General features: G+C 38.6%; 21 protein-coding genes and 1 pseudogene. 6 read left to right on the top strand and 16 right to left on the bottom strand.

The features are described 5' to 3' along the window. Positions 1 to 82 precede the first annotated feature (82 nt). Together MKZ26_RS17875 and MKZ26_RS17870 are read left to right on the top strand one after the other, a co-directional pair. Positions 83 to 1,293, top strand: a pseudogene (locus MKZ26_RS17875) (IS3 family transposase). Between the two features lie 534 nt (positions 1,294 to 1,827). Continuing rightward, positions 1,828 to 2,616: a helix-turn-helix domain-containing protein gene (locus MKZ26_RS17870; protein ID WP_340740779.1), complete on the top strand. Its 789-nt coding sequence runs from the start codon at positions 1,828 to 1,830 to the stop codon at positions 2,614 to 2,616. A gap of 681 nt (positions 2,617 to 3,297) precedes the next feature. On the opposite strand, the gene MKZ26_RS17865 is transcribed toward MKZ26_RS17870, so the two are convergent. The 5 genes from MKZ26_RS17865 to darT form a co-directional block, all read right to left on the bottom strand. Further along, entirely contained in the window at positions 3,298 to 3,783 is a 486-nt protein-coding gene (locus tag MKZ26_RS17865) for a competence protein ComK (protein ID WP_338655237.1), read from the bottom strand. Positions 3,784 to 3,935: 152 nt separating this feature from the next. Beyond that, positions 3,936 to 4,979, bottom strand: coding sequence for a DNA sulfur modification protein DndB (locus MKZ26_RS17860; protein WP_340767005.1), 1,044 nt, complete (start codon positions 4,977 to 4,979; stop codon positions 3,936 to 3,938). Further along, on the bottom strand, positions 4,976 to 6,076 hold the full coding sequence (locus MKZ26_RS17855) for a DNA sulfur modification protein DndB (RefSeq protein WP_340767004.1): 1,101 nt from the start codon (positions 6,074 to 6,076) through the stop codon (positions 4,976 to 4,978). Before MKZ26_RS17855 ends, MKZ26_RS17860 begins: the two co-directional genes overlap by 4 nt. Before the next feature lie 338 nt (positions 6,077 to 6,414). After that, positions 6,415 to 7,446 carry a type II toxin-antitoxin system antitoxin DNA ADP-ribosyl glycohydrolase DarG gene (gene darG / locus MKZ26_RS17850; RefSeq protein ID WP_340767003.1) on the bottom strand — a complete coding sequence of 344 codons (1,032 nt, stop codon included), beginning with the start codon at positions 7,444 to 7,446 and terminating at the stop codon, positions 6,415 to 6,417. 13 nt (positions 7,447 to 7,459) lie between these two features. After that, entirely contained in the window at positions 7,460 to 8,077 is a 618-nt protein-coding gene (darT, locus tag MKZ26_RS17845; protein WP_338655232.1) for a type II toxin-antitoxin system toxin DNA ADP-ribosyl transferase DarT, read from the bottom strand. A 357-nt stretch (positions 8,078 to 8,434) separates the two neighbouring features. Between darT and MKZ26_RS17840 the strand changes: the two genes are divergently transcribed. Further along, complete coding sequence (locus MKZ26_RS17840) at positions 8,435 to 8,917, top strand: sigma-70 family RNA polymerase sigma factor (protein ID WP_340767002.1); 483 nt, start codon at positions 8,435 to 8,437, stop codon at positions 8,915 to 8,917. A 481-nt stretch (positions 8,918 to 9,398) separates the two neighbouring features. On the opposite strand, the gene MKZ26_RS17835 is transcribed toward MKZ26_RS17840, so the two are convergent. Further along, entirely contained in the window at positions 9,399 to 11,042 is a 1,644-nt protein-coding gene (locus MKZ26_RS17835) for an endonuclease NucS domain-containing protein (RefSeq protein WP_340767001.1), read from the bottom strand. 503 nt (positions 11,043 to 11,545) lie between these two features. On the opposite strand from MKZ26_RS17835, the gene MKZ26_RS17830 reads away from it, so the two are divergent. Together MKZ26_RS17830 and MKZ26_RS17825 are read left to right on the top strand one after the other, a co-directional pair. Then, a complete protein-coding gene (locus MKZ26_RS17830; protein WP_340767000.1) occupies positions 11,546 to 13,438 on the top strand; it encodes a DEAD/DEAH box helicase in 1,893 nt (630 codons plus the stop codon). A 54-nt stretch (positions 13,439 to 13,492) separates the two neighbouring features. After that, positions 13,493 to 13,822, top strand: coding sequence for a hypothetical protein (locus tag MKZ26_RS17825; RefSeq protein WP_340766999.1), 330 nt, complete (start codon positions 13,493 to 13,495; stop codon positions 13,820 to 13,822). A 612-nt stretch (positions 13,823 to 14,434) separates the two neighbouring features. Here the strand turns inward: MKZ26_RS17825 and MKZ26_RS17820 are convergent. From MKZ26_RS17820 to MKZ26_RS17780, 9 genes are all read right to left on the bottom strand, one after another. Continuing rightward, positions 14,435 to 15,091 carry a Type 1 glutamine amidotransferase-like domain-containing protein gene (locus tag MKZ26_RS17820; protein WP_340766998.1) on the bottom strand — a complete coding sequence of 219 codons (657 nt, stop codon included), beginning with the start codon at positions 15,089 to 15,091 and terminating at the stop codon, positions 14,435 to 14,437. Positions 15,092 to 15,138: 47 nt separating this feature from the next. Then, a complete protein-coding gene (locus tag MKZ26_RS17815) occupies positions 15,139 to 15,657 on the bottom strand; it encodes a MepB family protein (RefSeq protein WP_340766997.1) in 519 nt (172 codons plus the stop codon). Between the two features lie 262 nt (positions 15,658 to 15,919). Further along, complete coding sequence (locus tag MKZ26_RS17810) at positions 15,920 to 17,002, bottom strand: NAD/NADP-dependent octopine/nopaline dehydrogenase family protein (RefSeq protein ID WP_340766996.1); 1,083 nt, start codon at positions 17,000 to 17,002, stop codon at positions 15,920 to 15,922. Positions 17,003 to 17,996: 994 nt separating this feature from the next. Continuing rightward, positions 17,997 to 18,251, bottom strand: a complete 255-nt coding sequence (locus MKZ26_RS17805; protein WP_340740791.1) for a GlsB/YeaQ/YmgE family stress response membrane protein — start codon at positions 18,249 to 18,251, stop codon at positions 17,997 to 17,999. A gap of 206 nt (positions 18,252 to 18,457) precedes the next feature. Next, on the bottom strand, positions 18,458 to 18,934 hold the full coding sequence (locus MKZ26_RS17800) for an Imm30 family immunity protein (RefSeq protein ID WP_340766995.1): 477 nt from the start codon (positions 18,932 to 18,934) through the stop codon (positions 18,458 to 18,460). 6 nt (positions 18,935 to 18,940) lie between these two features. Then, a complete protein-coding gene (locus MKZ26_RS17795; protein ID WP_340766994.1) occupies positions 18,941 to 19,786 on the bottom strand; it encodes a hypothetical protein in 846 nt (281 codons plus the stop codon). Between the two features lie 380 nt (positions 19,787 to 20,166). Continuing rightward, complete coding sequence (locus tag MKZ26_RS17790) at positions 20,167 to 20,646, bottom strand: DUF2247 family protein (protein ID WP_340740792.1); 480 nt, start codon at positions 20,644 to 20,646, stop codon at positions 20,167 to 20,169. Between the two features lie 543 nt (positions 20,647 to 21,189). Next, positions 21,190 to 21,633, bottom strand: a complete 444-nt coding sequence (locus tag MKZ26_RS17785) for an SMI1/KNR4 family protein (RefSeq protein ID WP_340766993.1) — start codon at positions 21,631 to 21,633, stop codon at positions 21,190 to 21,192. After that, positions 21,630 to 21,887 (bottom strand): HNH/ENDO VII family nuclease, encoded by a 258-nt coding sequence (locus MKZ26_RS17780; protein ID WP_340766992.1) that lies wholly within the window; start codon positions 21,885 to 21,887, stop codon positions 21,630 to 21,632. The genes MKZ26_RS17785 and MKZ26_RS17780 overlap by 4 nt, the downstream gene beginning before the upstream one ends. A gap of 255 nt (positions 21,888 to 22,142) precedes the next feature. Between MKZ26_RS17780 and MKZ26_RS17775 the strand changes: the two genes are divergently transcribed. Next, entirely contained in the window at positions 22,143 to 23,360 is a 1,218-nt protein-coding gene (locus MKZ26_RS17775; protein ID WP_340763666.1) for an IS4 family transposase, read from the top strand. Between the two features lie 121 nt (positions 23,361 to 23,481). Here the strand turns inward: MKZ26_RS17775 and MKZ26_RS17770 are convergent, their stop codons facing one another. Then, positions 23,482 to 26,949, bottom strand: a complete 3,468-nt coding sequence (locus MKZ26_RS17770) for a right-handed parallel beta-helix repeat-containing protein (protein WP_340766991.1) — start codon at positions 26,947 to 26,949, stop codon at positions 23,482 to 23,484. Between the last annotated feature and the right edge of the window lie 46 nt (positions 26,950 to 26,995).

Below are 26,995 nucleotides of genomic sequence, written 5' to 3'. Positions count from 1 at the left end.
GAATGTAGTATAGAAAGTGGACACAATCCAATGAGCGTGTTTGGATGGAGAGAACAAACTAACTGAATGGAGCGTGTCCATTATGAAGAAACGAATAGATAATCAGCTGAAAGAGCATTTGATCAAGCTGGTGGTGGAAGACGGAAGAAAACAGATTGAAATTTCACGGGAGATGGATGTGCCTGTTAGTACCTTGCGAAAGTGGGTAAGTCAACATCGAAAAGAACTGGAAGGAAAACGTAATGGGGAAGAATTTGTAACCTCTACCGAGCGGCTAAGGCAGCAACGAGCGCTTGAAAAAGAAATCCAGGAACTGAAGGAAGAGAATGAAATCTTAAAAAAAGCCATGCACATCTTTTCAAAAAACCTGCAGTGATCTATTCATTTATTGAAAAGCACCGGGAAGAATACCGCGTGAATAGGATGTGCGAAGTTCTAAAGGTTTCAAAGAGCGGCTACTATAAATGGCGAGAAAAAGTACAAAGTGCCTCGCAGAAGAAAAAAGAAGGGGCATTAAAGTTAATCAAACAAATTTTTTACGAGAATCGGGAGGTCTATGGAAGCCCCCGAATCCAACGGATTCTGAAGAAACAAGGGGTACCACTTTCAGAGAAGACTGTCTCAAACTATATGAGAGAGCTGAGCTTATGCGCTACAGTGCCTTTTCACTATACGGTGACAACTCAATCTAATCATGAACATCCGATTTATCCTAATTTGTTAAAACGAAACTTCCATGCGGATCATCCCAATCAAGTGTGGGTCGTGGATATCACCTATATCTGGACAAGTCAGGGGTGGCTATACCTGGCTACGGTGATGGATTTATTCTCTCGTAAGATCATTGGTTTTAACTTAGCGAACACCTTATCCACGCAGCTGCCTCAACTGGCGCTGGAGCGTGCTTTTCATTTCCGTTCCCCAGAAGAAGGGTTGATTCACCATTCAGATCAGGGCTCCCAGTATGCGTCTGTTGCTTATACTGGACTGCTTAAAGAGAAGCAGTGCCAAATCAGCATGAGTCGTAGAGGTGACTGTTACGACAATGCGTGTATTGAATCCTTCCATGCGACAATCAAGAAGGAACTGATTTACCGAATGAAGTTCAAGACACGAAAGGAAGCAGAGACGGCAGTGTTGGATTACATCATCTCGTTTTATAACGAGAAACGCATCCATTCCACGTTAGACTATGTCTCCCCTAATTTTTTCGAGTCACAGTATCAAGAATTGAAAGAGAAAAATGCCCAGAAACCACTCACAACTTTCGTGGAAGAGCAGTTGGCTTTTTAACTGCTCTTCCACGAAAGTACAGCAAGCGCAGCGCGGTAGGCTTTTTAAAATAACTGCTCATTAATTCATGTCCACTTTCTTGACAGAATACCAACTCTAGGCTTTCGTTGGACACTTCGAAGAGTTTGTTGGAAACCTCCCTGTTTGTTGGACTCTTTTCCGATTGGTTGGAGGCTTTGCGAAGTTGGTTGGACAGTTGCCGGGCTTTGTTGGAGACTTCCTTGTATGTTCTGAATACCTTCACGTACAACGTACCTAAAAAAACTTTTGAAGTATCTTTACTACCCTGTTTGGTCCTACTGCGTACTAAGAAAGAAGAAGTAATAATAATGCTGCCAGACCATGTTTATTGATATCTTCTTACTCCTACTACGTAGTATCCGCCAACGCGGTAGTATGCTCCATTCCCTCTCACTGGATTATTTTTATTTAATGCGCTTGCCATCTTCTAAAAAAATCACAAAAACTTTTTTCACAACATTGTCCCCTAAACCTCAATTCCCTTCTATATAAAGAATAAAGGGGATATTCTTTATGACAACTTACCTATCTGAATACGCACACTTCACAAACAAACACGATTTAGACGCAGCAACAAGGCAACACGTACTCACGAACTGGAACGATATGAACCAAACAGAGCGGGCTGTTCTCGATATGATTCGTCGTTACTCCGTTAAATACGGTGCTGCACATTTGAAACACGAAACAATCGAAAAGGCTATCAAGAAATCAAATGCAACTGTTCGACGCGCCATCCGCAAGTTAGAAAAGCTCGAAATCATCGAACGCATTCACTATATCCGCCCCGTTATGAGCGGTCTAGGCGCTAACATTTATGTCATTAAACCTACTAATGACCAGTCGAAATTGAACACCCCGGAGAGGGACGAAAAGCCTTCTGGCAGTAAGGTTGAACCTGTTAAACCGCAAAACGAAGCTTTTCTCTCTAAAGCGATAAGTACTAAAGATCTTAAAAGAACGTCTCCTACGGAAATTGTGCCTACTACACTTTTCGGTAAAATGAAATCGCTTCTTTCTTCAACAATCGGAGAAAGTAAATTAGCGCGTAATTTTTACGGCGTCTATCGGAAACAGTCCCTGCAAATGCTGAAATTCAGTATTCACGAAGACAAAGGAGAACTGTTCGAGCAATTAGCCATGCACGCCCTTCGTATTGCGGTTCAAACAACCAAACAGAAAAAAATCCGGAATCTGCCTGGCTATTATTCTGGCGTCTTGCGCGAACTAATCGGCAAGGCTTTATTCAGCGAGGCTTTCATGGATTATGACGTGCCAGTCGAGGGATTTTTCTGCCGATGAAATAAAGTACTAGATTCGCGTTTCCAACAGACCGATTAGCAGCATAAAATAGTCCCATAACCTTTGCCAAATACGAAGTTTTGCGAGGGTTAGTTGAGACGTTAACAGCACATTGGCAGACGAGCAACTGGCGACTAACTGTCTCCCAACATCTAACAAGAACTTAAAGAAAAATACTTGTCGCAAACGAGTTTTCTCTACGTTGCTGTCAATTTCACTAATAAAATCATAGCCCGTCAAAAATCTGAGGAGGTTGGTTAGAGCAGGATGCGGATAGTTGGCATCTACGGGCTTTGGTTGGACACTTGGCCGTGTTGGTTGGACAACTTCAGGCTTCTGTTGGACACTTCAGGAAGTTTGTTGGAAACCTCCCTGTTGGTTGGACACTTTGCGGGGGTGGTTGCACACTTGCTAGACTTTGTTGGACGCTTCGATGGGTTCGTTGGACACTTCCCTGTTGGTTGGACACTCTGCGGGGGGGGTTGCACACTTGCTAGACTCTGTTGAACACTTCGATGGATTCGTTGCACACTTGCCGGGCTTTGTTGAACACTTCGATAGGTTCGTTAGACGCCTGTACAACTAAAACTTACATGATGAGCAACAAATATATATACTGTCGCCCACCATGTATTTTCTGTTTTGAGTTGTACCTTTATAACGTTTTCCTTCTTTCGTTTCTCACACTTTCATTGGTGTTCCCATTGTCCTATATTCAAGCTTGCCCTTTAGTTTATAAGCTTTTTGCACTTTTAAATCGAATGAGGATCTACTCATATCGATGATGTGGGTACTGCCGTCACTAAAGATGATCTTTGTTCTCTTCCCACCAATATCGAAATAATCCTTAATATGATGTAATGCAAACCATTCACAGTCGTCTTTATAGGGTGATTTACTTGGAAACCAATAAAGACTGAGCTTTTCATTTACAATCACTGGGTTCATGTGACCATACCCTAAAATCATATTAGTCCCGTCTATTGCGCCTCTTAGACTGGAACCGTAATAGCGCAAGTTATAATCGATTAGTAAAGTCGGAGCTAGGTCTACATCGAAAGACCCGTTGGCATCCCTCACAATCGCTTGCAAACAGCCAGATTCGTCATATCTAGGTAAAAACAAAATGGTGTCATGATCGAGTACAAAGTTAGTTGAATGCGGCATACTCCCATCTCCCCTTTTTTCTTGTTTCTATCGATTTTGCATAAAAGGGAGTATACTAGCCATAGGTTGGTATACTCCAATCTGCCCCCCGAGTCAGTCTTGCAGGACTATTGTGACTCGGGGTTTTCCTTGTTATGCTTTAACTTCACACCTTACTCACCTCCTTTTTGGCGCAGCCAAGCGACTAGCGTTTCAATACTTTTCTTATCATTTGCTAAGTAATAATATTTTTCCCTTCCTCTTTCAGATCCTTCAAATTCTCTCCAAATTGGGCTTTCTCTTTGCCACGAAATCGCTTTCAACTTTCTCATCCGGTCAATAATACCTTGTTTCTTTTCGTTAAAAGAATTTTCTTCCATTCCTTCAACCGCATAAGTAGCAATCGCTGTCAGCATAGGAAAACTTGCTAAAATCGACACTTCATAATTTCCGATTGATTCGATCGGATACAGTTTGAATAGTTCCTCAAACCATGTATTAATCAATTCAATATTCTCTTCACTTTGCAGCTGCATACCCGTATCAAGTGCTAAATTGCTTGTAATTGCCTTCCCTGTAATAAATAACGCTACTAGCTGACGAAGTTGAGAAAGGGATATCAAATTTTTGTTTTTTGGACGCATGACGGCATGTTTTTCCTGTTCTACGCCTGCCTGCCTTAACAAGTGGTTACTTTGTAAAATACGATTCGTCGTTTGATTGATATCATTGCGTGAGTCGTAGGCAATCCGTTTCGATAAGGAGACTTTTTTACCCTTCGTATTCAAATCCACATACATCTGATCGGCCTCGCTCCGGGAAAGACCTTCAAAGATTTGAACTGCCACCTCAATCTTGTCGAACATATAAAGCAATTTCAACGCTTTTCTCTGTTCTTCTTCATCCTCACTGTTCATCGTTTGAAGCACAACTGATCGCAATTGTGACAAAGCCATTACCCTTTGCGTTCCATCGATAACGGAAATCTTATCTGGCTTTCCTTCATCTAGACTCCCTTCTTCAAGCCAAGCAACAATCGGCGGCAAGTAGATTTGTTTCGTATGCACATTATCGAATATATACCTTCGAATCTTTCTAACTTGAAGATTATTCGTTTTCCGTACTGTTAACCGATTGTCCTCCAGCATGTTAAGCAACTCTGGAAGTGTATAAACTACGATTGACTGGCGCTTGGTAAATACATCACTGATAATCATTCCATTAATCCCCTTTCCTCATTGATAACCAACAAAAATTCTAGCACGGTTTTATTGATAGCCGTTGTTGTTGAATGGCTTTTAATTCTTTTGGATGAAGGATCATACATATGTGCAAAGAGCGGATCATCATGCTGCCATGTACATTGCTTGTTTATGAGTTTCAACATGTCGATCGCTTCCAAATGAGTAATTGAATCTTCTTTCGTTAGTGCATAGACTGTACTTGCCAATGCGATTTGTATGCCAGTAAGTCCTGCAACATACTGTTTCCGGTTAGCCATTTTTCGCGGAAACAGGCTCGTCCATGACTGAAAGAACTGTGTTGCTATCCCAGTTACTTCGCTAGGTTTACAATTTCGGTCATATGGACTTCCCGATTTTACTGTTATGATTCCCTCAAATAGTGCGATAAGGCATTTGCGCATTGTCGTTAAAGATGTAATCGCTGAGTTTTGAGCAGTTAGTCTTGATTGTTCGAACTCAATATCCATACCATTTTTCAACCTATTTGCCACTTGTCGCGTGAGTTCTATATACGCATCACGCTGATCGTATTGCATGACAAGTCCTTTATGGGCGTCTATTCGCTCTGTATTGTAATCTGTGAATAGTTGTCTTTCTTCTTGCTGACTTAAGTCCAAGTAGACTTGCATCGCAATCGGATAATTGATAAGGCTTTCGATGTACCCTTGTACCACCTTTGCTTCCTCATAATTATTCGATTCCTCCGCTATTTCTTTTTTGGATTTCAGGTGACTAATCGCAGATGATAGGGCGGACATTCTGTGTTGTCCATCAAGGACATACATCTTACTCCCTGACTCCAGTTCAAATCCTCCATCGACTTGTTGAACCCCTTTTCTGCTCGAAAAGATGAATGCTGAGAAATAAAAGTGGTCGTTTTTTTCGATAGATTCAATGATAAAATCCCGAATGTCAGCCCTTTTTCTAGGATCAAGCTGACGTTGTACTTCGTGGTCTATTTCAAACATCGCCTCTAATGTCGCAAACCTCATTTGGGTAGATAGAACCTGTTTTCCGAACTGTTTATACATCTTTCCGCTTATTTTCGCTAGCACTCCTGTATTAGACATATCTCATCCCTCCTATTCCATTCTGCCTATTATATACGTCACCTCCTCAACTGTCTAACTATTACCGTAATCTTCAGTCACTTTAATGACAAGCTATAAATTAAGTTCTTTTTTTACTAGAACCTTTACAAATCTGCGTATTTACATTATTATATATATATTTTTTATAGATTCAGGAAAGGTACTAAATTTTCTAGACTAAGTCGCAAGTGTTATTGCGCGGAACCTAAAAACCCCGGTTCAGAGGCAGTGTCTGAACCGGGGTTTTAGCGCTATTCATCTGTAAATTAATACTTTTAGTCGTCAAACCGATTTTGTTTAACAGTTCCACCGCTAATTCATAGTACAAGATTTGTCGAGTTAAGATAACGCCAAACTTTTTCAATATGTTTCGCCGTGAATAACTCCTTCTTACGCACATTCCAGTTTTGGATTTGTTCCGTCACAAAAGTTAAATCCCTCGACTTTTCCGGATTTTTCTTCATTACCCAATGAACTGTTGCAAGTAATTCCATACCATAAGGAGTCTCAAAACCATGAATGATTTCTTTTACTCTACTCAGTCGATCCAATGATTGCTGATCTTTTTGCAGAAACTTTGCTGCTTTTTCAGAAGCATCATCCAAGGGATAAATATCTACTTCCCTTGTCCGATCGCCATAACCACGAATGAAGTGACCTTCCATTCTCTGTAATACATGGTTCAGATTATCTGCATAGGGACCGTACTTGTTCTTTTCAAAGCGTAATTTCATGGGTTCCCCGATTTCTTGAAGAAAATAGGCCAACTTCTGGATTTCTAAGTGAGAAAGGCGATAACCTGGAACTGAATAACTGTCCATCAATGATAAAAGCAACGCGCGCCCCTTCGTCATCTGTGGCGGTTTCGTACCAATTCTCATTTGCTCAGGCTGTGGAGCACCTGCCGGACCATATAAATGAACCTTTACCTGTTCATTTATAAAGGCTTGCTCGATTTTTGGAAGTACTTCACTCCAATCAAGGCCACCATTTCCGCAGCCTAAAGGAGGAATCGCAATGGACCGGATGCCTAACTCTTTTATCACCCTAACTAAATCCTTTAGACCAGACTCGATATAGTCCATTTTGGAAGGATCTCTCCAGTGCCTCTTCGTTGGAAAATTAATGACATACTTTGGATTTGTCAAACCTTCGACAGAAACAACATGCATACTTCCCACTTCTACAAGTCCTTGCTTGCAGTCTTTCGCATATTGTTTGAAGACATCGGGAAAAGCCTGTTTAAACTGTAATGCAATCCCTTTTCCCATCACACCCACTGTATTAACTGTATTGACATATGCTTCGGACTGATCCTCAAGTAAGTTTCCAGTGGTTAAAACAATCATTTCATTCACCTCCTTAATAATAGAAATTTGGTCGAATGTACACAGGTTTATCAATATGGTGCAATTGTAAAAGTGCTTCAAGTTCCTCTTGCATCGCTGCGTCTTTTACAGCAAAACCAAGAAATACATCCATTGGAACTTTTCGATGGACAAGAAATTCAGCTTGTCGCCTTCGTTTACGATCGGGATCTTCCTCAGTATCAGCCCAGTACTTTTCCTTCATAATTGTCCAATCAACTTTATCCAAATCATTCAACTGGGAGTAAAATTCAGTTAAGAACATAATCGCATGACCGTCAGTAAAGACATATGGCAATCCACTCTCATGTAATATGGTTGTTTTTGTTACAAAGTAGACGATTTCCCGTTGATTTATTCCATTGTTGTTTATCGAATACAGCATAGGTGAGCGTTCCGCAAAATAGAAAGGTACATATTCGTGCAAATCTCCATGCGGCGGGAGCGGGACAATGGTTCCTGATCTACGTGACTGAATATCCAAATTAGCTACATCTTGGTATGAAATTTTTTTCTCACCAATCTCTGAATTAGCTAATAACCCCTTATTTTCGAGGATAGATGGGATGTTCTTGATATGTGTCATATGAAAAAGAAGTTTATTAATGTCCATATTTCACATCCAGCCCCTATAATACTTTTTTTCAGTCGACTTACTGTATCTTTCATTTTATCATATTCAATGCGCACTAACCCAACAACTAGTACGAAGACAGTTGAGCAACAGTAGTTTACGCCATTGTGCAAACTCAAATTTGTGAAGTATAAACATACGATTGAAATAATCCATTGTAAAAATCGTTAGATATTCAAAATTTCACCTAGCAAATCATCATCTTTCATCTACGCTTTTATCATCTATTGCTAGCCCAAACATCCAAAACGCCCATTGGATTCCCTATTTCAAATGCACTACGATGTAGTCACCCGGGAATACAAAGCACCGTGCACGGTCTGGAAGGCCGCACAAATGATGACTTTTGAAGATGTTTTGGAGCAGTATGAACCGATGATTTCTGCATCTATCCGCAAATTGAATATTCACCGCAACCATGACAGTTTCAGGCAGGCAGGAAGAGTCGCTTTATGGCAAGCATGGAGCCGCTTTGACGAAGCGAAAGGGAGTTTCACGCCATTTGCTTATCGAAGCATACGGGGTGGCATGCTCGATGAATTAAAAAAGGAAAACGTATTTGAAAAGAATATCACGTTGATGGAAGACGAGTCCTTGGCGTATATAATGGTGCCGGAAATCGCTGACCAGCATGAAGCGCTAAATAGACTTGCGGATGCACTGGACGTGTTGTCCCCCGCCGAGAAGGAACTTGTGCAATGGCTATTCATCGAAGGGTATACGCTTACAGAATGTGCTGAACGAATTGGAATTACGGTTGAAGGGGTTAGGAAACGAAGATACCGATCGCTAGCGAAATTGAAACGTGCATTAACCTAGAAAAGCGCAAGGCACCGTTTAGTCCCCAAAAGTGCTGGAAAGCTTGACGAGAAAGGCGGACTTTGCCTTTTCAGCAAGACTGAAGCGACTCGAGGGGCTGCTGTTTCTTTTGGAAAACGGCTTCCCAATTTATCAGGGATTCAAATGTTAATGCTTCAAAACGGAGATGTAATTAGAACATTTAACTCGACTCCATACATTTTGCAGTCAAGATTCAATATCGTTACCTACTAATTTATTAAAAGGTCCGAAAACCGGATACTCTTTAAGTATCCGGTTTTCGGGCCTAGTGTATTTGGAAAATTGGGTTCTGAGGTTTCTTGATTGTTTGTGTGCCTGTGCAACAAGATACAACAAAAATTTTACCCAATTATATAAAAATACAATATAGATTATCAGCTATCTAATCTCCAGTTCATAAGTATATAACTGTAGTGAGTTGTCAGAATACAACCCTGTGCAATGGTCGACCCCCTTATCACTACAAGGCAAACTTTATAAACATCCTCGCTACTTCCTCACTCGATAACTTAAAATATTCTCGGCTAGCTTCACAATAGGCAAGTAATATTTCCGTGCCCTCTGAGTTTTCAAATTTCACCTTGTACTCCTGTTGCAGGATTTCCAAAATTTCAGAATCACGGTACGCTTTTCTTCCCCGATAATAGTCCTCCACTAGTCCATACAACTCTTCCATTATACCTTCGATTCGTGGATGTTTCGTAAACAATGTTGAGTAGTATTTATTCTCACGTGAAGGTTCGACATTATATTGGTCTTTGAATAGAACACGCACAATTTCAGCAATTGAGATTACTTCCGTCTCAATACAAGGTATAAGCCAACCTTCTTCGCCTGTTTCGATTTGATTGCTTACCGTATTACGCAATTTCTCGTTGTTAAATGAAAGACTTATCCATGATTCAGAAGTGACACCTGTAACGATATATTCCATTATATTATCCATATCAAGATACACCAGGTCTGTAATTTCACCATGTTCATTTCCAACAATATTATCGAGACTTACATGGGTTCCACCACTCAAATGATTTTTTATATGAATCCTTACTCGATCAAGGTCTTGGTCCATTTGATTAGATAAGACGAGTTTATATGAATCTTTGACGCCGTCTGACGTTTTACTGAATGAAAGTGAAACAGGATTTATATTCTGAGCCCCTCCATCCATTAAATTCTTGTACGGTTCCTCTAACGATAACAACCATCCGTAATTCAGCAACTTCCAGCCACGTTTTCTGACCTTATCAATAATCTGTTCCTCAAAATATGGTGAAACACCATTCCCGACAAGTACACCGTTGACGTGAAGAGCTCCTGTATCTTTCTTATATTCTTCTATATAGTTTTTCAGTTGGGATAAAGCATTTAAATCAATGGCATCTTTTTTAATTTCAACGATTGTCAACTCGCCAGTCTTTTCATTTTCTAGAAGAAGATCTAGGCGTTTATTGCTGTTTACAAATATATATTGACGCTCTTTCACTTTCATATATGGGCCAATCAATTCAGGCCAGTTGGCAACGAAATCCTCGATGTCCCGTTCCAACAGTTGTGGAATTTCGTTTGTCGATAGCTGTTTGCCCAACAATACCATCTTTTCTTGCGGCAAACTTAAAATGCTATCTACAAGGAAACGCACTTGGCGATTATCCAAAGAGCACCAGTTTCTTAGTTTGGAGGTCAAAGAACCAAAAATAGTTGGGTTAGTATAGGGATCAAAAAAGATACCTAACTGATCAAGCAGTCCTTCGTCTATTTCCAGTGGAGTGACGAGTTCAAACGATTGGATGGGATGTCCAAAAACGATTACTTCATGCTCTGCAACAACCTTGTTAACTAAATGAGGATTTTGGTATTTTTTCGAAATTAAAGGGTTCTTCCTTGCTTTCTCAATCGGCATAATGGTTTCCACTTCGTAAAAAGCTGTGATATAGCGTTTTCTGTTTATGCTCGTGTGAAAAAACAAATAATCCCCTTTGTTTACTGTTGTAAGCAACTTATATCCCCTCGAACCTTTGTCACCATAAGTGAACTCATTGAACATCGGATCTTCTTCTCCATCATTTCGTTTTGGATCTACGTAAGGTATTAAATAATTCACCATGCTCCCCCTTTATGTTTTCGACTTTTCAAAATAGTTATTTAATCTTAAGTCCATTGTAATGTATTTCATCCAGTTCTGGTATTAGGTATCAATTCGAGTAACCCTTTCAAGACTGGCTCAATTCATTTGCTATATCCAACAGGAGGTCCATAAACCAGATTTGAGCACTGAAATTATTTTTATCAGGAGAATGTAGTAGTGCTGCTAGGGCTTGAAGTGCAACACCGAACCCATTCAAAATTTATGCGATTACGGCAGACAAAAAGTTCGATTACATCGCCAACAAAAAAGAGGTGGTGGATAATTGGATTGAAAATAAAAAACCTCTAGCCGTGTTTCGGCAAGAGGACTCCTTTTATTCACTTCTGCAATTGTCTGACTAGTGTCTGATTTGTGCGGTGCACAGGCATCGCTTTAGAAACTTGCTTTATCCGAGACATTAGATAGAATATTAAGTATAATCTACCATTTGTAAAAATAGACGAAAGGCGGAAGAACATATGAGCTTCGATTATAATGAAAACTACTTTCTTAATTCAAACCCTTTTATCGAGGATAATAAAAATTTAAGAGAACCGCAAATCCAAAGTTATTTTCATGTATATGAGCATTTTATGGTAAAAAAAAGACAAGCACATGCACTCGTTGTCTTACCAACTGGTGTGGGTAAAACCGGTCTGATGGCTTTATTGCCTTTTCATATTAGTAAGGGTAGGGTTCTTATTATTGCACCACAAATCGTCATTAAGGACACCGTCATTGATGCTTTAAATCCAGATCAACCCACAAACTTTTGGTTACAAAGAGAAGTATTTAATCGACCACACGAACTTCCCTCCCTCATCGAATTTGATGGTAATAAAACAAAAAATGAGGTTTTAGAAGTTGCAAATATTGTCGTTGTCAATATACAAAAATTACAAAGTAGGCTAGTTTCATCTCCATTAAATCATCTTCCTAAAGACTTTTTCGACATGATAATTATTGATGAAGCACATCATTCCACCGCACGTACATGGGTTGAAACAACACAACACTTTTCAAAAGCGAAAGTAATCAAAGTTACCGGAACTCCCTTTAGAACAGACAAAGAAAAGATAGCGGGGGATTTAATCTATAAGTATAAGCTCAGTCAAGCAATGGCTAATGGTTACGTTAAATCTCTAGAAAATTTAACCTATATCCCTGAAGAACTCCTTTTAACTATTGATGGAGATGAAACAGTGGAGTACACAATAGAAGAGTTGAAAAAGTTAGGCCTGAAAGATGAAGAATGGATAAGCCGATCAGTATCTTATTCTGTTGAATGCTCTAGAAGCGTCGTAAAGAAAAGCATTGAGTTACTGAAAGCTAAACGACAAAATACATCTGTTCCTCATAAGGTAATTGCTGTTGCTCCAGATATTAATCAAGCAAAAGTTATACAAAAACTTTATAATGAATATGGCGTTTCAAATACAATTATTCATAGTAACTTATTCGATGATGAAAAGGAAAAAGCATTTAGTGATATAAAAAATAATCGCGTTGATGTTGTTATTAATGTTTCCATGTTAGGAGAAGGCTACGATCATCCATATCTTTCAATAGCCGCCATTTTTAGAGCATTTAGAAATCCGCTGCCCTACGCACAATTTATTGGTCGTATACTTAGGATAATCCCTTCAAATGAAGTTAAAAAAACGGATGATAATATCGGACAAATTATTTCGCACAAACATTTAGCAATTGAAGAACTCTGGGATTACTATAAAACAGAAATTCAGGAAAGCGAGATTATTAAGCATTTAAAAGATATTGATTTTTTAATTCCAGAAACTGATTCTGTAGATAAAGAAACATCAAATAAAAAGGACCTAAGCATAGGCGGTGCCACTGAAATTGGAACTGGTAAAGTCATTGGGGATGTTTATTTAACAACAGAGTTAATAAAACAAAAGAAATCGGAAGACAGAATAAGAGAACAAAAGATTTTGGACCTTCAAAAGTTACTACAAATCGAGCGAGAAGAAGCAGCCAGAATTCTCGATACATCTTCCACCACAAAATCAGAAATCAAAAGACCTGATCTTTATTTTACCAGGAAGAGAAAAGACATAGACAGCACAATTAAAGAAAATATAGTGCCAAGCCTATTAGTAAAGTTTTGTATTGATAAAAAAGATGATAGCCTTAAGAATTGTGGATTGTTTAGGGGTACTTACAGATGGATACCGTCAAGAATTCGGGATAATGGCGGGATGTTAGCTGTCTACTTTAGCACTTATTTGAAAGTTGAAATAGGAAGGGTTAGAAATGATTGGTCGATTGATGATTATGAAATAGCGTATGAAAAGTTGCCACAAATTGAAGAGTATGTTGTGAAAATCCTTGAGGACTATTTCAATGCGTAATCTTTTACTGTAAAATAACTAAGAGGCATATCCTTAAGAAAGGGGTTGTAAATCGTGAAAACCGATATAAAAAAGATTTATGATTTGCTGAATTCACCTATCTTAACGCCGTATAATTTACTTGAAAATGTAAAACTAGATAATTATAGCTATGTAAATTACTACAAAGGCGAACAAGGTGTCATCTGTGAAATGGAGTGTACTAGTCCAGAAAAAGAGGTAGCGAAATATTATTATTTCTTCGATATAAATGATCATTTATTCAAGGTTAATATGCAAGTGGCTGGCTTTAAAAAAATAGAAGTCTTCAATCGTGATAGTGAATTACAAAGTGAAATCAGCAAATATACTAGCCACCCTAGCAATGATGTTCACGTAGGGTAATAATTATTAAAAAGGACCCACAACCAATCGACAAGGAATTAATCGATTGTGGGTCTTTTTGTATTTTGCAATAACAAAGTGCAGAGTTGTGCAATGCTGAGTACATAATGTCACAACTTCACATGGAACCTCAAATATAAAATGTCATCACTCATGTAAAGTTGCAAATCTTTATTGGTTTGTAATGCTATGTGAGTATATTTGATAATATAGGATTTCATATTAAAATCCTAACAATGTTGATTTACACTTTAGGTAAATGCTTGCCGCGGGCATGGCTCCAATCTCTTGTAAGCGAGTGTACCAAACGAAAGCCACTATTGGGCTATGGGTGCAGCATCTGTTTTTTGCCAATCTTTTAGCCAAGCATACATATTTCGAACACAGATATTATTTGTAGCACACCAGGTGTAACGCTAGATTCACCACTCGCTTTAAATGCTTCAATCCGTGCGTACCAAAGTTCGTCTCTTGTCATGAAAAAACCTCCTAACCATTGACGTTAATGTGATTATCACATAACGTCAATGGTTAGGAGGTGAGGAGTATTTTAAGCTTACTACCAAACATGGTGGAAAATTGGATTGTGTGGTGCACAGCATCGCTTTTCAACTAGAACGTCTCATCCAATTTCTGAATCTCTGATTGGGAAATTAAATATACATCGCCCCAAATATCGATTTTGTCTCCTTTTACACGTAGAGCGCAATCCTTATTAGACGCATAAATATTCATTTCTTCCGATAAGGGAGATAGTTCGCTTTGAACCAGCGCCATGTTATTTTCAAGATCAAAATGAGACAGGACGGAAAAATTGTCAAGACCGATTCCGTCGTAAACAGAGCTCATTTCAACTTCATCTCCAAAGTTTTTCGAGCATAACCATTTAGCGGACATGTTGATTGCTCCAGCGCTTGCTCCCATCACAACGGCGTTGCTTTTTTTAATCGAATCCGATAATTCATAGTCTATCAAAAAACGATTTTGATTAAGAATATTGCCACCCAACAAGAAAATAACGGAAGCATTTTGAATTAACGTTTGGGCATCTTCCTTTTGTACGCGATAATTGATTAAATGATATTCATCAAACTTAATGCCAGCCTGGTCAAGCCACGAGCGTTCTGTAGCACCATCATCTTCATGAATAGATGGATTCGAGCTAATCATAGCAAGCGATTTTCTATCAGTTATATCCTCCTGTAACACCCTACCCAGATTCTCTGGGAAAAAATTGCTAAACCAACCTAAATAATAGTGAGTTTTCATAAGTACCCCCGTAGCAAAGTATAAAAAACATTAATTTACTGCGTTACTCATTCTAATTGCAAAGAATATAGTTCTAGTATTTTATCTATAGCTAAGTTATTCGAGTTACTCATATCAACAAAATAGGGTAACTGCCATTCTTGAGTTTTCATCGCTTGTTTACTTGTTGGACTATCCCAACTAGGAAAAATTCTTATTGCCATTTTTCCCGTTGTTGAACTGGACCTAAGAATGTTCTGCTTGAAAAGAATTTCTTTCGGAAAAATAAATTGCCCGAATTCATTTTCATTTTTAAAGGTAGTAATCACTAACAAATCCGGTGCTTCCGCATATGAATAGGCTTGATTTTTATTGTTTTCATCTTTTTCCCAAAATGCAACAAACTGCCCTACTTTGGCAGGCGTACTATTCGCAACTCTGAATCGAACTGTTCTAGAAGATAATTCAAATGTACCCGCACCATACTTAAAATTTTGCTTTTCTTCTTGTATTGACTTTACAGTTAAGTGATTGGGCTCATAAATGATTTTACTTACATAGGCTAATGCTGTATAAAAGTTGTTCATTTCTCCACTCCTAAAACCTTTACCTAAATGGTCCGTTTGTTGAATACAGTTCTTATTGAAAATCAGTTAAATTAGTACAACAAGTATATCAATAACGTATGTTTTTTTACATTAATCATCTAGAAAATATGAGACCGTAATCATTGAGCACTGAAACTATTTTTTCAGGAGTTTGTAGTAGTGGTGGAAATTTGGATTGAAAATAAAAAAACTCCAGCCATGTTTCGGCCAGAGGACTCCTTTGGTGCACAGGTATCGCTTTTCAATCTACTGAAACAACAAGAGTACCGATTATCTTCTCCAAGTTTTCTTTACCAAGTAATTCGACAGTCCTCGCATTCTCTCTAAAATCCGTAGCAAGAGCAGCAGACGCGATGTTAATCAAACCTGTGCATGTAGGCGTTTCGACATCTAACATCAGCCCCAATGATTCCAGCAATACGAGACCTTCGGGAACGTCTTCTGTTATAAATCTTGAATCCGCTACAAATGGACCTTCTGGTGAACTGTTTTTAGCATAGGTTAAAAATGCTTCTTTCGCATCAATTGTTGGATTTTCAAAGTTACGGAATTTGCAGGCTTCCACGTAAGACAATCGTTCCAATCCCACTTTCTCCAGCACATCCATTTTTTCTTTATCGAGGCTTTCTACCATATTCCAGACGTGGGGTGTGAACACTTCTTTGTACATCCAATAGTCGCCTTCAGTATATTCAATTCGAGGAATACTCATAATTCCTCCGATCGTATGGACAATTAAATTGGGGTTGTGGAGAGCAGCTTCGATGACTGATTCGAGGTAAACAAAATGATAGTGTAGCGTATTTAACTTTTCTTGAATAACTGCTTTATCTTTTTCCGTATAGATCGCAATCGGATTTCTAACATTTTTAAACAATATCTTCACTTTACCAGGTTCAATAATTCTACAGTCAATTGGTGAGCTTTGTGCTTCAACAATTGTAAAGCGCTTTTTCTTTTCATGTTTCAAGAAATAAGCTGTCGATAAATAGCCCGGCTCTAGCAACACGATTTGGTCTTCATTCATGAAAGGTAATATACGTTTAATAACTTGTTCATGGTAATTCGTTTGTACATAAATGATAATTATTTCAGCATTTTTGATTGCCGCCTCAACATCCGTCGTCACTACATCTAGATATACGGTATTTTCTTCCTTGCCATCCACAATGGTGATTTGACCTTTATTATTCGTTAGGTAATCAAAATTTTCGTTATGCAAACTCTTTGAAGTCTTTAACAAAGTGACTAGATGACCCTTACGTTTTAAATCAGCAGCGATTGTTGTTCCACCATGTCCTGCTCCTACAACTGTGATTCTCATAAAAACCCCTCCAGTAATTTGATCAATTCTATGCAACTCTTCAAATGTTTATTTTCCATAAGTTTCCTCCTTAACTATTACTATACCACTGTTTTTACTATTTTTCATTTATTCCAAAAATAAGAAGACGTGTGAAAGTTAAAAATCGGCACCTAAAATTAATTCATCATTGACAGAACAAACTGAATAGTGTTATGCTTAAATTCCAATAAAATGCACTCTGATGCTGTCAAAGGTTATCAGAAAAAGGCGATCATTCTTCATGAATGATCGCCTTTCGCAATTTCTATTTGAAATTTGGTACCCGTGCAACAAACAACAACGAACAATTCATACGAACACGTGAAGAACCGTTACGCTACATTGAATTTTTTGATTCCGAAGGCACGTCTTTCCATCTACTCACGAATCGTATCGATTTAACTGAAGCAGAAATCTTAGAGACATACAAGAACCGCTGGTACTTCAAGCTCATCTAATCGATTAAGCAGTATTTAAAGGTTAGCCATTTGCCCGCAGGCATTTGGAATCAGCTGTTTATCACGTTGATCACCTTTGCCCTTATTGAAATCATGCGACTCATTCATCAACCTGAAAAATCAGTATAGGAATTTTTAAGGGTATTTCGTCTCTATATGTTCAATCCAATCAGCCAACTTTTAACTACCTGTAAACGTCGGTTAAAGAAAAGCAAAGGAAGGCAAAGGTTGCCGGATTCCAAACCGATAGAAATCCGTTTTGGAGAAGATTTCGCGATTGTAAGCCCGATTACTAAAGAGCATTTTTCAAGAAAAAACTCTAATGTAAAAAAACAAAACAATTCGTCATTTACGGACGTGTTTCCTTTTTTGGTTTTATAGAATGAGTAAAAAGCGGTCCTCCACAGATTAGATCGTGGAAGGCCACTCTTTATTATATACACAGTCACCATTAATTGTCGCTTACACATGATTCACTTAACCGTATAGAAATAAACTGAAAGGTCTATTTACCATTACGAAACTTTACGCATTGATCTCATAATTAAGCTTACAATGAACACAAGTATAATTGCTCCAATGAAAGCAGGGATGATGTAGAAATCAGAAATTTTAGGCCCCCAACTTCCAAGAAGCATACCACCAATCCATGCACCGATAATACCTGCGATAATATTACCAATAATTCCACCTGGGATATCTTTCCCCAAAATCATACCTGCTAGCCAACCGATAATCCCGCCAATTATTAAAAACCAAATGAAACTCATACTGTCCATCTCCTATTTTGTAGTTTAATATTTCGCTATAGTCTTCTTTAACCTTTATTACATCCTTTCAAACATTAATGAGAAAAAAATCAACCTTGCTTCCTGCTAACAGTTCCTACTGCCAAGCCTGTAGTGGACCAGCGTTTCCCCATGCCTATCACACAGAGAAACCTTGAAAGGCACTTTGCCAATCAAGGTTTTTTAAATTACTTTAAAAAATCTAATATTGAATTCACACTTTTTTCAAAACAACTTGGGTTCCTTTCTTTAATACTAGTTAATTGAGAAACAACAATTTTCTGAGTATCATTGTTTAATGTGGGGATAATTTTTTTATAAATATTTCTCGATGTTTCATGATTTAATATTCTTTTGTGAAGTATCTTTAACCATTCCTTAGCATGAGGAAGCATTTTAGGAATAGAATTAGCTAACAATTTAAGCGATACTTCAGAACTAACAATCTTGTCATACGACTCTATAGCATGAATTAACCCAAACATTACTTCATCTTTTTCGGTTAAATCATCAAAGCCTTGACATAATATTTCTATATGATTAACATTCTTCATGTCTAAAATATTTTCTATCGATTTTTCAAATTTTCTCACTTCACTTTCATCTCTTAATAAACGATTATTCTTTAATTCGGTAAGTTCGACTATAATATCCAACTTTCCCACCTCCTATTACCTCTCAAAAATATTTGGGTATTTTGTTTTATTTAAATTTATTATTTCCAACAGTCCTGAACGTATCTCAGGAGTGTAAAGTCCTTCTTTTATATAAATATTCTTTGCATCAATAATATCACGAGCTAAAGCGTCACGTGGTTCAAGAATAAGGTAGTCTTCTAATTTCTTACCAGTTATTCCGTATGTTTCGGTTTGACGGTGCCTCCCCCCTTTTCCTGGATGAGGCTGTTCCATATTCATACTTACTCCATCATTTTTTTGTACCTCTGCTTTTGTTTTCAGATATTTTGCAGAAGGCATATGGTGAGGAGTTATATTGTCTCCGCGTGTTCCTTCATCTATTAATTCTTCATATGTTCCAACTTTTCCTTCTCCTGGTAGTAGAGGATTAACTATACCCTTCCCAGCATCCTTAGCCTTTTCACCAGTTTTCAAAGCATCATGTGCAGTATCATACATCTTAGCTGGCTTAATGAACGTGAATAGAGCGGCTTCAAATCGTTCGTTTTCCGTCGCATCAGCGCTTAACATAGTACCGATATCTTCCGTAAAGAAGTCAAACGCACCCACGGCATAAGGCGCAATGCCATCCGGAGTTCCCGGTCCATTTCCACCTACTACTTTCCTCATACCCTCAAATATAATTCCTTCATCATAAGGTGGCAGCGTCTGTGAAACGGTTCTAAAATAGCTTGAAACACTGAAGGAATGGCAAGTGGCAGTCCACGTAAAATGCACGAATTGCGTTTTCCCTTCGCCTTTCAACGAATCTTCCATCACAACGAGTCCTTGAACTCCTTCTTGGATGGTTTCCATTTCATTGCCTAAACGATCAAGCATCGTGATGTTCTGATGGACTATGTTATCTGTATATTTATGCTTTTCACAAACAAAAAAAGCGTCACAACAATATACTGTTGTGGCGCCCTTTTCCCTCGCTATTACGCATTTTCAATTTCAACGTCAGAAAGTAAATGACCTAGAGCCAGCCAATGCTCTTTGACTAGTTTCGGTGCCACTCACACAACTCAATCCCAATTTTTCAATTAACGGCGTCTTAAGTGGTAGTAACAACCATTAGACACGATTACTAAACTGGTAAATTAGTTAACACTTTGTTTAGTCCTTGACCACTGTTTCAGCTAAAAATGCCCATAGTTTACTTTTTCTCTTGTTCTTTTAAGTTCTTCTTTCTCTGCCCATAGAATCAAGTAAAATAGCTAACTAAATCTCACACTCTCTAATTTTAAAAATTCATCTAACCTATTTACCATATTTTCTTTCGTAGTTGGGACTTCTTGAGGCATATAATTAACAAAACTCACCATATCTTCTGGGTAGTGATGATTTCCATAAAACTCTGCAATTTTATTTAATAATTCATTATCTTCTTTACATCTTTTTCTCATTTCAGCCAAACAAACAAATCTGAGTTTTCTATTCTCCTCTACTAATATTGTGCTTTCTTCATTTAATTGAGGGAAATAATTAGATTTTATTTCTAACATCACTTTACCTAAATCTTCACTAGATACTCCCCATGCAAGTTCACTAACAAACCCACTTTCATCACCAATCTCCATCAACTCTACCGCATAGTCAGAAATAACGTCTTTACTAAAATAATTTTCTTGGACACCCACAAAAATAGTTTTCCAGTCATACTCTATATGTCTATTTTTTAAATCTTTTAAGTTCATATTATTCACCTCCTACTTTTTTGGAATTTGATTTGGCTTACCCATAAAATTTGCACCTGTGCAACAAACAACAACGAACGATTCACGAAATTGCATAAAAAATCCAATGAATTAGAAATAGTAGTAAATACCTAGTCCACGCCTTATAAGTATGTAATTGTAGCGAGTTGACGGAATAGCGTCACGCACTGGTACCTGACACTAATTTGGGAAAAGTTCTGTTCTAATGTCACTTCTAAACTTAAGGACATCCCATTGGCTCAGCACGAATGTTTTGATGGTACAACCTTCATGAGTTATGAATTTCAGTAAAGCATCATCCATGTCGTCCCATGTTTAAATTTCTCACAAAAATCAAATGTTTATATAAAGTAATTCATTACTAATTCTATTTTTAAACCAACAAGCCTATTTAATTTCGTAAGTTATTGTCTTGTTACCAGTAATAATAAAGTTGTCATCTCGCTAAGCTTATTGCTTTCATCCGCACAGTTGATTTTGTTCATAATACTTTCTAATAGTAACATTTTTATAAGCTCTTGATTAAAAATGTATATTCAATTCTTCTCGAATCGCTTTTTCTAAATATTCTTCAAAACTTCCTGCTATTATTTCTTTTCCACCAAAATCAAAGTCAAATGTAATGATTTCTGTATTAGAAGAATTAAAACCTACTGGATTTCCTGCACCGTCTAGTCCAATAACAATAAAATCCTCATGCCCTTCAGGAAGAATATTTCTAAACTGTAGAGATTTTTCTACAAATGAAGGTGTAGCAAAAAATTCCGCCTCTCTCAATCCTAAAACAATTGCTTCACCAACTGCTCCCGAACCATACCTCAAAAGAAAATTTTTATAATCCTCTGGTAATTTTACTTTGAGTTCATCTTCAGCTTGTATTACTTCCTCAATATTAACAGGCCCTCCAAAGGCTTCAGGGCACATTTCAAACTCTTCATCAATTGCATTTAACAATTCTATTTTCATTCAATTATCCCCCTTTTAATCATTTCATTGGCATATCTAGCTTTCCAATATTCTTTACGCCATTTATTGAATTCCTGCCTCGCTTCTCCACCGCCAACTCCACCCTTATTTCCAAATGGATACTGTCTTTTGTTTCCTAGATCATGGTATCTACTAGGCATCTCAATTATTGGTCCTTCAACTCTTTGTTCATGATGATGAAGTATAATTGTTTGTGTACCTGTGCAACAAAATACAACAAACAATTCAACCAATAGTATAAAAACCCAATAAAGATTAGATAGTTAGGTACCTATCTAATCTCCTTTTCATAAATATGTAATTGTAGTGAATTGTCAAAATAGTTTCTTGCACAGGCACCTGACACTAGCGTTGCATAGCAGTAAAATAATGGTTTTTATGTCACTAGCTAATGAAAAGAAGTTCAAATAATGCAAAAAAAGGGGCTCCTACTGTAAAATAAAACTGACGACTAATCAGTTACCTACTCTACAGAAAGGAGCTTCCTTATGAAAAGTGTAGAGGAAAACTTAGTCTTTCGTCAATATTTATCTCTATTGCCAGTTAACATTTTGGCTTGTCCATTGATGAATTATGATGCGAAAAAGCTAACTGACTTTTCCCTTGTGAAAATCTTGATTATGGCCAACTTATGTAAGTGGGAAAGTCTTCGCGAAATCGAAGAAGGCATTCGGTCAAAAAAATCGTTTCAAAGAGATTTGGGGCTTACGTCAATTGGTTACTCACAAATTAGTCGTCGACTCATCGATTTGAATACGGCTGATCTGGCCGACTTGCTCGGCCGCTTAGCTCGACACTATTGGCTATTACAAAGGCATGCAGAAGGGATAAATCCCAAAGTCGGGATTTTGCGTATTATTGATGGAACCTATATCAAGCTACCAGACAACGCATCAAATTGGACAGCCATTTCCAAAGTATCCAGTGGGATTAAACTGCATATTCGTGTAGTAGTTGCTTCTTCGAATAGTATATTTCCCGAAAAAATGATTCCATCCACGGGAAATATAGCGGACTCTGATGCCGTGAATCACATCATCGATGATGATGCTTTGTATGTAATGGATCGAGGGTATGCACATAAAACGAAGATGGGTGGCTGGTTGCAACGTAATATACAATTTCTCGTGCGTGTTCGGAAAACTTTCACGACAGAAACACTCAAATCATATACACCCACTCTACCAAATGTCGTGAAAAATGAATTGGTGTCAATTCGGACACGTGAAGAACCGTTACGCTACATTGAATTTGTTGATTCTGAGGGCACATCCTTCCATCTAATCACGAATCGTCTCGATTTAAGTGAAGCAGAAATTTTAGAGACATACAAGAACCGCTGGTACATCGAGCTCTTCTTCAAATGGATTAAGCAGCATTTAAAGGTCAGCCATTTGTTCAGCCATTCGCCCGCAGGTATTTGGAATCAGCTGTTTATCACGTTGATTACCTTTGCCCTTATTGAAATCATGCGACTCATTCATCAACCTAAAAAGTCAGTATGGGCGTTTTTAAGGGTATTTCGTCTCTATATTTTCAATCCAATCAGCCAACTTTTAACTACCTGTAAACGTCGGTTAAAGAAAAGCAAAGGAAGGCAAAGGTTGCCGGATTCCAAACCGATAGAAATCCGTTTTGGAGAAGATTTCGCGATTGTAAGCCCGATTACTAAAGAGCATTTTTTAAGAAAAAACTCTACTGTATAAAAAAAGAAAACAATTCTTCATTTACGGACGTGTTTCCTTTTTTTGTTTTATAGGTGGTATAATCTATCTTTTTTTACTATTTATGAATACTATGCAACGCTAGTGGGCACCTGAAAATCATTCAACTCTCCAACAAAACTAAATCATCCTTCGTAATTTCTTTTTCGAGCGCAAGCCTATTTTGTTTATTGGTCGCCACAGCCATTCGATAATCGACTTTACGCGTCATTTCTTTCGCTATTTTTTTAGCAAGACCGGCATTTCCGAAATGACTATCTCTACGCGCATAAATCTCTTCATAGTGACGAACTAATGCACGCTTTGCTTCATCTGTTATGCCGTACCCTTTACGATAGAGGTCGGTAATCTCCATTAATTCCTTTGGTGTATAATCTTCAAAATGGAGCGTTAGTCCGAAACGTCGACGGAGTCCGGGGTTGCTGTCTAAGAATCGATTCATTTCTTTTTCGTACCCAGCGGCAATTAAGAGGAACTCGCCTTGTCGATCGGACATTTTTTTCAGCAACACGTCCACTGCTTTTTTCCCGAAGTCATTCTCTCCACCACTCGCAAGTGTGTACGCTTCATCAATAAATAACGCACTACCCATCGCTCGTTCAATCAGCCCGGCTGTCAGCTTCTCCGTTTCACCAATATGGCTACCGACTAAATCGCTGCGATCTACTTCAATCAGATCGCCTCGTTCTAATAATCCAAGCGCTTGATAAATACCAGCGAGCACACGACCGACCTCGGTTTTACCTGTCCCAGGTTTACCAATCAACAGCGTATGGTTCATCAATTTCTCTGTAGAATGATTTTCTCGTTTGTAGTATCTCATTAATTCAATCATTTTATCTATTTCAGCCTTCACAGAACCAAGGCCAATAAACTGATGGAGTTCTGCACGTTTATGGGCGAGTAGTACTTCATCGATTGGAATTTCGTACGTCTTCACGCCACGCTCTTGTACCGCTTGTACAACGTCTTGTTCTTCAAACGTCGTCAATACCTTTTCCGTCCACTCTTCACGCGGAAGTTTTGCAATTCTCATCGACTGAGCAAGCCCGATTTGATCGTATAGTATACGTGCCATTCGAGCATTACTAAATGTTTCATCGCGCATACGATAACGTTCCACGAACTCCTCATAAACGGCTTGTTTGGCAGCAGGAGTAAGCACATAGCTTCCTTCACACTGGCTTAAGAAGATTTGAAGCAACTCATCTGGTGTATAGTCTTGAAAGTGAATCTTTTCAGTAAAACGATCTTTCAATCCCGGATTAGATGCTAGGAAACGGCTCATTTCTTCGGTATAGCCTGCCGCGATGACAATGAATTCACCGCGAGAATTTTCCATTGCAGGAAGCAACGTTTCTATTACTTTTTTGCCGAAATCCTTACTAGAATTGCCCCCTGCTGCAAGCGTATACGCTTCGTCTATAAAGAGGACGCCACCCATAGCTTCCTTAATAATTACTTTCGTTCGTTCTTCTGATTCACCAACATGCGTTCCAACGAGATCTTCCCGCTTCACTTCAGTTACGTGGCCTGTCTTTAATAAACCTAGTTCCTTAAAAATCTGTCCTATAAGCCGAGCGACTGTCGTTTTACCAGTACCCGGATTACCTTGAAAGACCATATGAGGCGCTACCACCGGATTAGCTTTCATGCCACGCTCTAATTTGAATTGATTAATATCGCTTACGTTTTTAAACTCCTGGATTTTGTCCTTCACATCTTCCAGTCCAATAAACCCGTTCAAACCATTCATGAAAACATCCACCTGATCAGTAGGTGAGGAATGTCCAGCACTGCCGCCTAATCTACTACTGATTGGTGGAACCTGCAAGTCCGTATCGGTGAGCACAGGAACACTGTCATCAAAGCGGACTAAATCTCCTGCTTGGTTGTTTTCAAAAGAACAGTCGTTAAGAATCGGAACCGAGCGCTCGAGTCTCAGCCCAGCCTTCTTTCCATTCATCACTTGCACCCCAGTAAATACAGCATCCGAACAATCTTGCAAGATGATTTGATCATCCCGATGACCATGTACGCGAGTTACCGTCACTTCAGTACGCTCCACCTGACTCAAGACGATTCCTGACGATGTACCGTCATAGATTTCACACTCCGTTATAAAGACTTCTGCAGATTCCGTTGCTCTTATTTGTGGCCTTTTATGATTGAACAAAATGGACCGTTCTACTGAAATAACTACTTCAGGACCTGCAAGTATGCCGTTCTTATCTCCACTCGATATTTTACAATCGGTAATTTCTGCGTTAGCCGCAGCACTGAGTAAGACGTTGGATCCCTTATGACCGAAGATGATGCAATTGGCTGCCGTCAACTTGGAATCTTTCACAACTATCCCTGCACTATCCCCACTCTTTACTTCGGTCGCTGACAGAATTACTTCCGATTGTTCAGAAGCAAAAATCTGTACACCACTATGATGGCTAATAAGAGAATCCGAAATAGTCACTTGACTACTTGTCACGTAAACTCCTTTATTGGTTCCACTCTCAATTTCACAACCCAGAATCGTGAACACGCTTTGAGTAAACGCAGAGAGTTGCGTCATCTGATTGTACTTCACTTCAGATTCGATAAGTGTACACGTGGAATTTTCGGAGACAATTCCTCTAGACGCACCCGAAAGGATCTGGGTTTTTGTAATCGCGAGTTTGCTTTGTTCGTTACAGGAAATTTGGTCACCTTTTTGGTTTTTAAACTGTGAGTCGGATAGCTCAACTGATGAACCACTGACGTGCATTCCTTCAGCCTCACCATTTTCAAACGTACTTGCCTCGACTTCGATATGGGATCCATTCGTAAATGCTACATGCTCCAAACTCTGGTTTTTAAAGACACAATTTTTCAGAACACCCTTAGATTGATCACAATAGATTCCTTGGACATGTCCAAAATAAAAATTCGTACTTTCTACGTCCATAGAACTGTCTTGTTCCAAACGAAGTTGAACCCCGCGATTTCCGATGAATGAACTTCTGGTGATTGTTGCTCGACTCGTTTCATACAAGCAAAGGCCTTCTTCTTGCCCACTTAAAATTCCGGAATTCGTTACCGCTACTTCTCCTCCTGCGCGCACACTAATTTGTGCAGACTTGATCGTGTCTTCTACTATGCATTCGAACAAAGCCAAACGCCCTAATACCTCAATCCCTTGTATGTTTTTTTGAAAAATCGAATGCGCTGAGGATACTTTAGCAGCTGCATCCACTCGCATTGCAACGCCTTGAATCTCAGAGAAAAGACAGTGGTGAAGCGTTACATCTCCTGATTCAATATGTATTCCATAGTCCACTGGACCAGTGCCTCCACCAATACTGATCGATTCGATACGCACTTCTTCCGTTGTCGCGATACGAACACTTCCTGTTAGACGAACTGAGCTCGCTTCACCTTCTGAACCTCGAAGAACGAGCAGCTTATCGATTGTCACATGTTCATCATAAACACCTTCATCAACTTCCACTGTATCTCCTGGCAGAGCTGCCTCTACTGCAACCTGAATGGTTTTGTAGTTGGATCCTTCACGCTGAGAAACTTGAATAATTGCCACGTATCTTCCCACTTTCTATTAGTTAATTCAATTGATTTCTATACTT

It is taken from the genome of Sporosarcina sp. FSL K6-6792 (assembly GCF_038004885.1).
GTDB classification, from domain to species: Bacteria; Bacillota; Bacilli; order Bacillales_A; family Planococcaceae; genus Sporosarcina; species Sporosarcina psychrophila.
The sequence above is the reverse complement of the archived record's forward strand: the minus strand, read 5'-3'. Positions and strand labels throughout refer to the sequence as shown.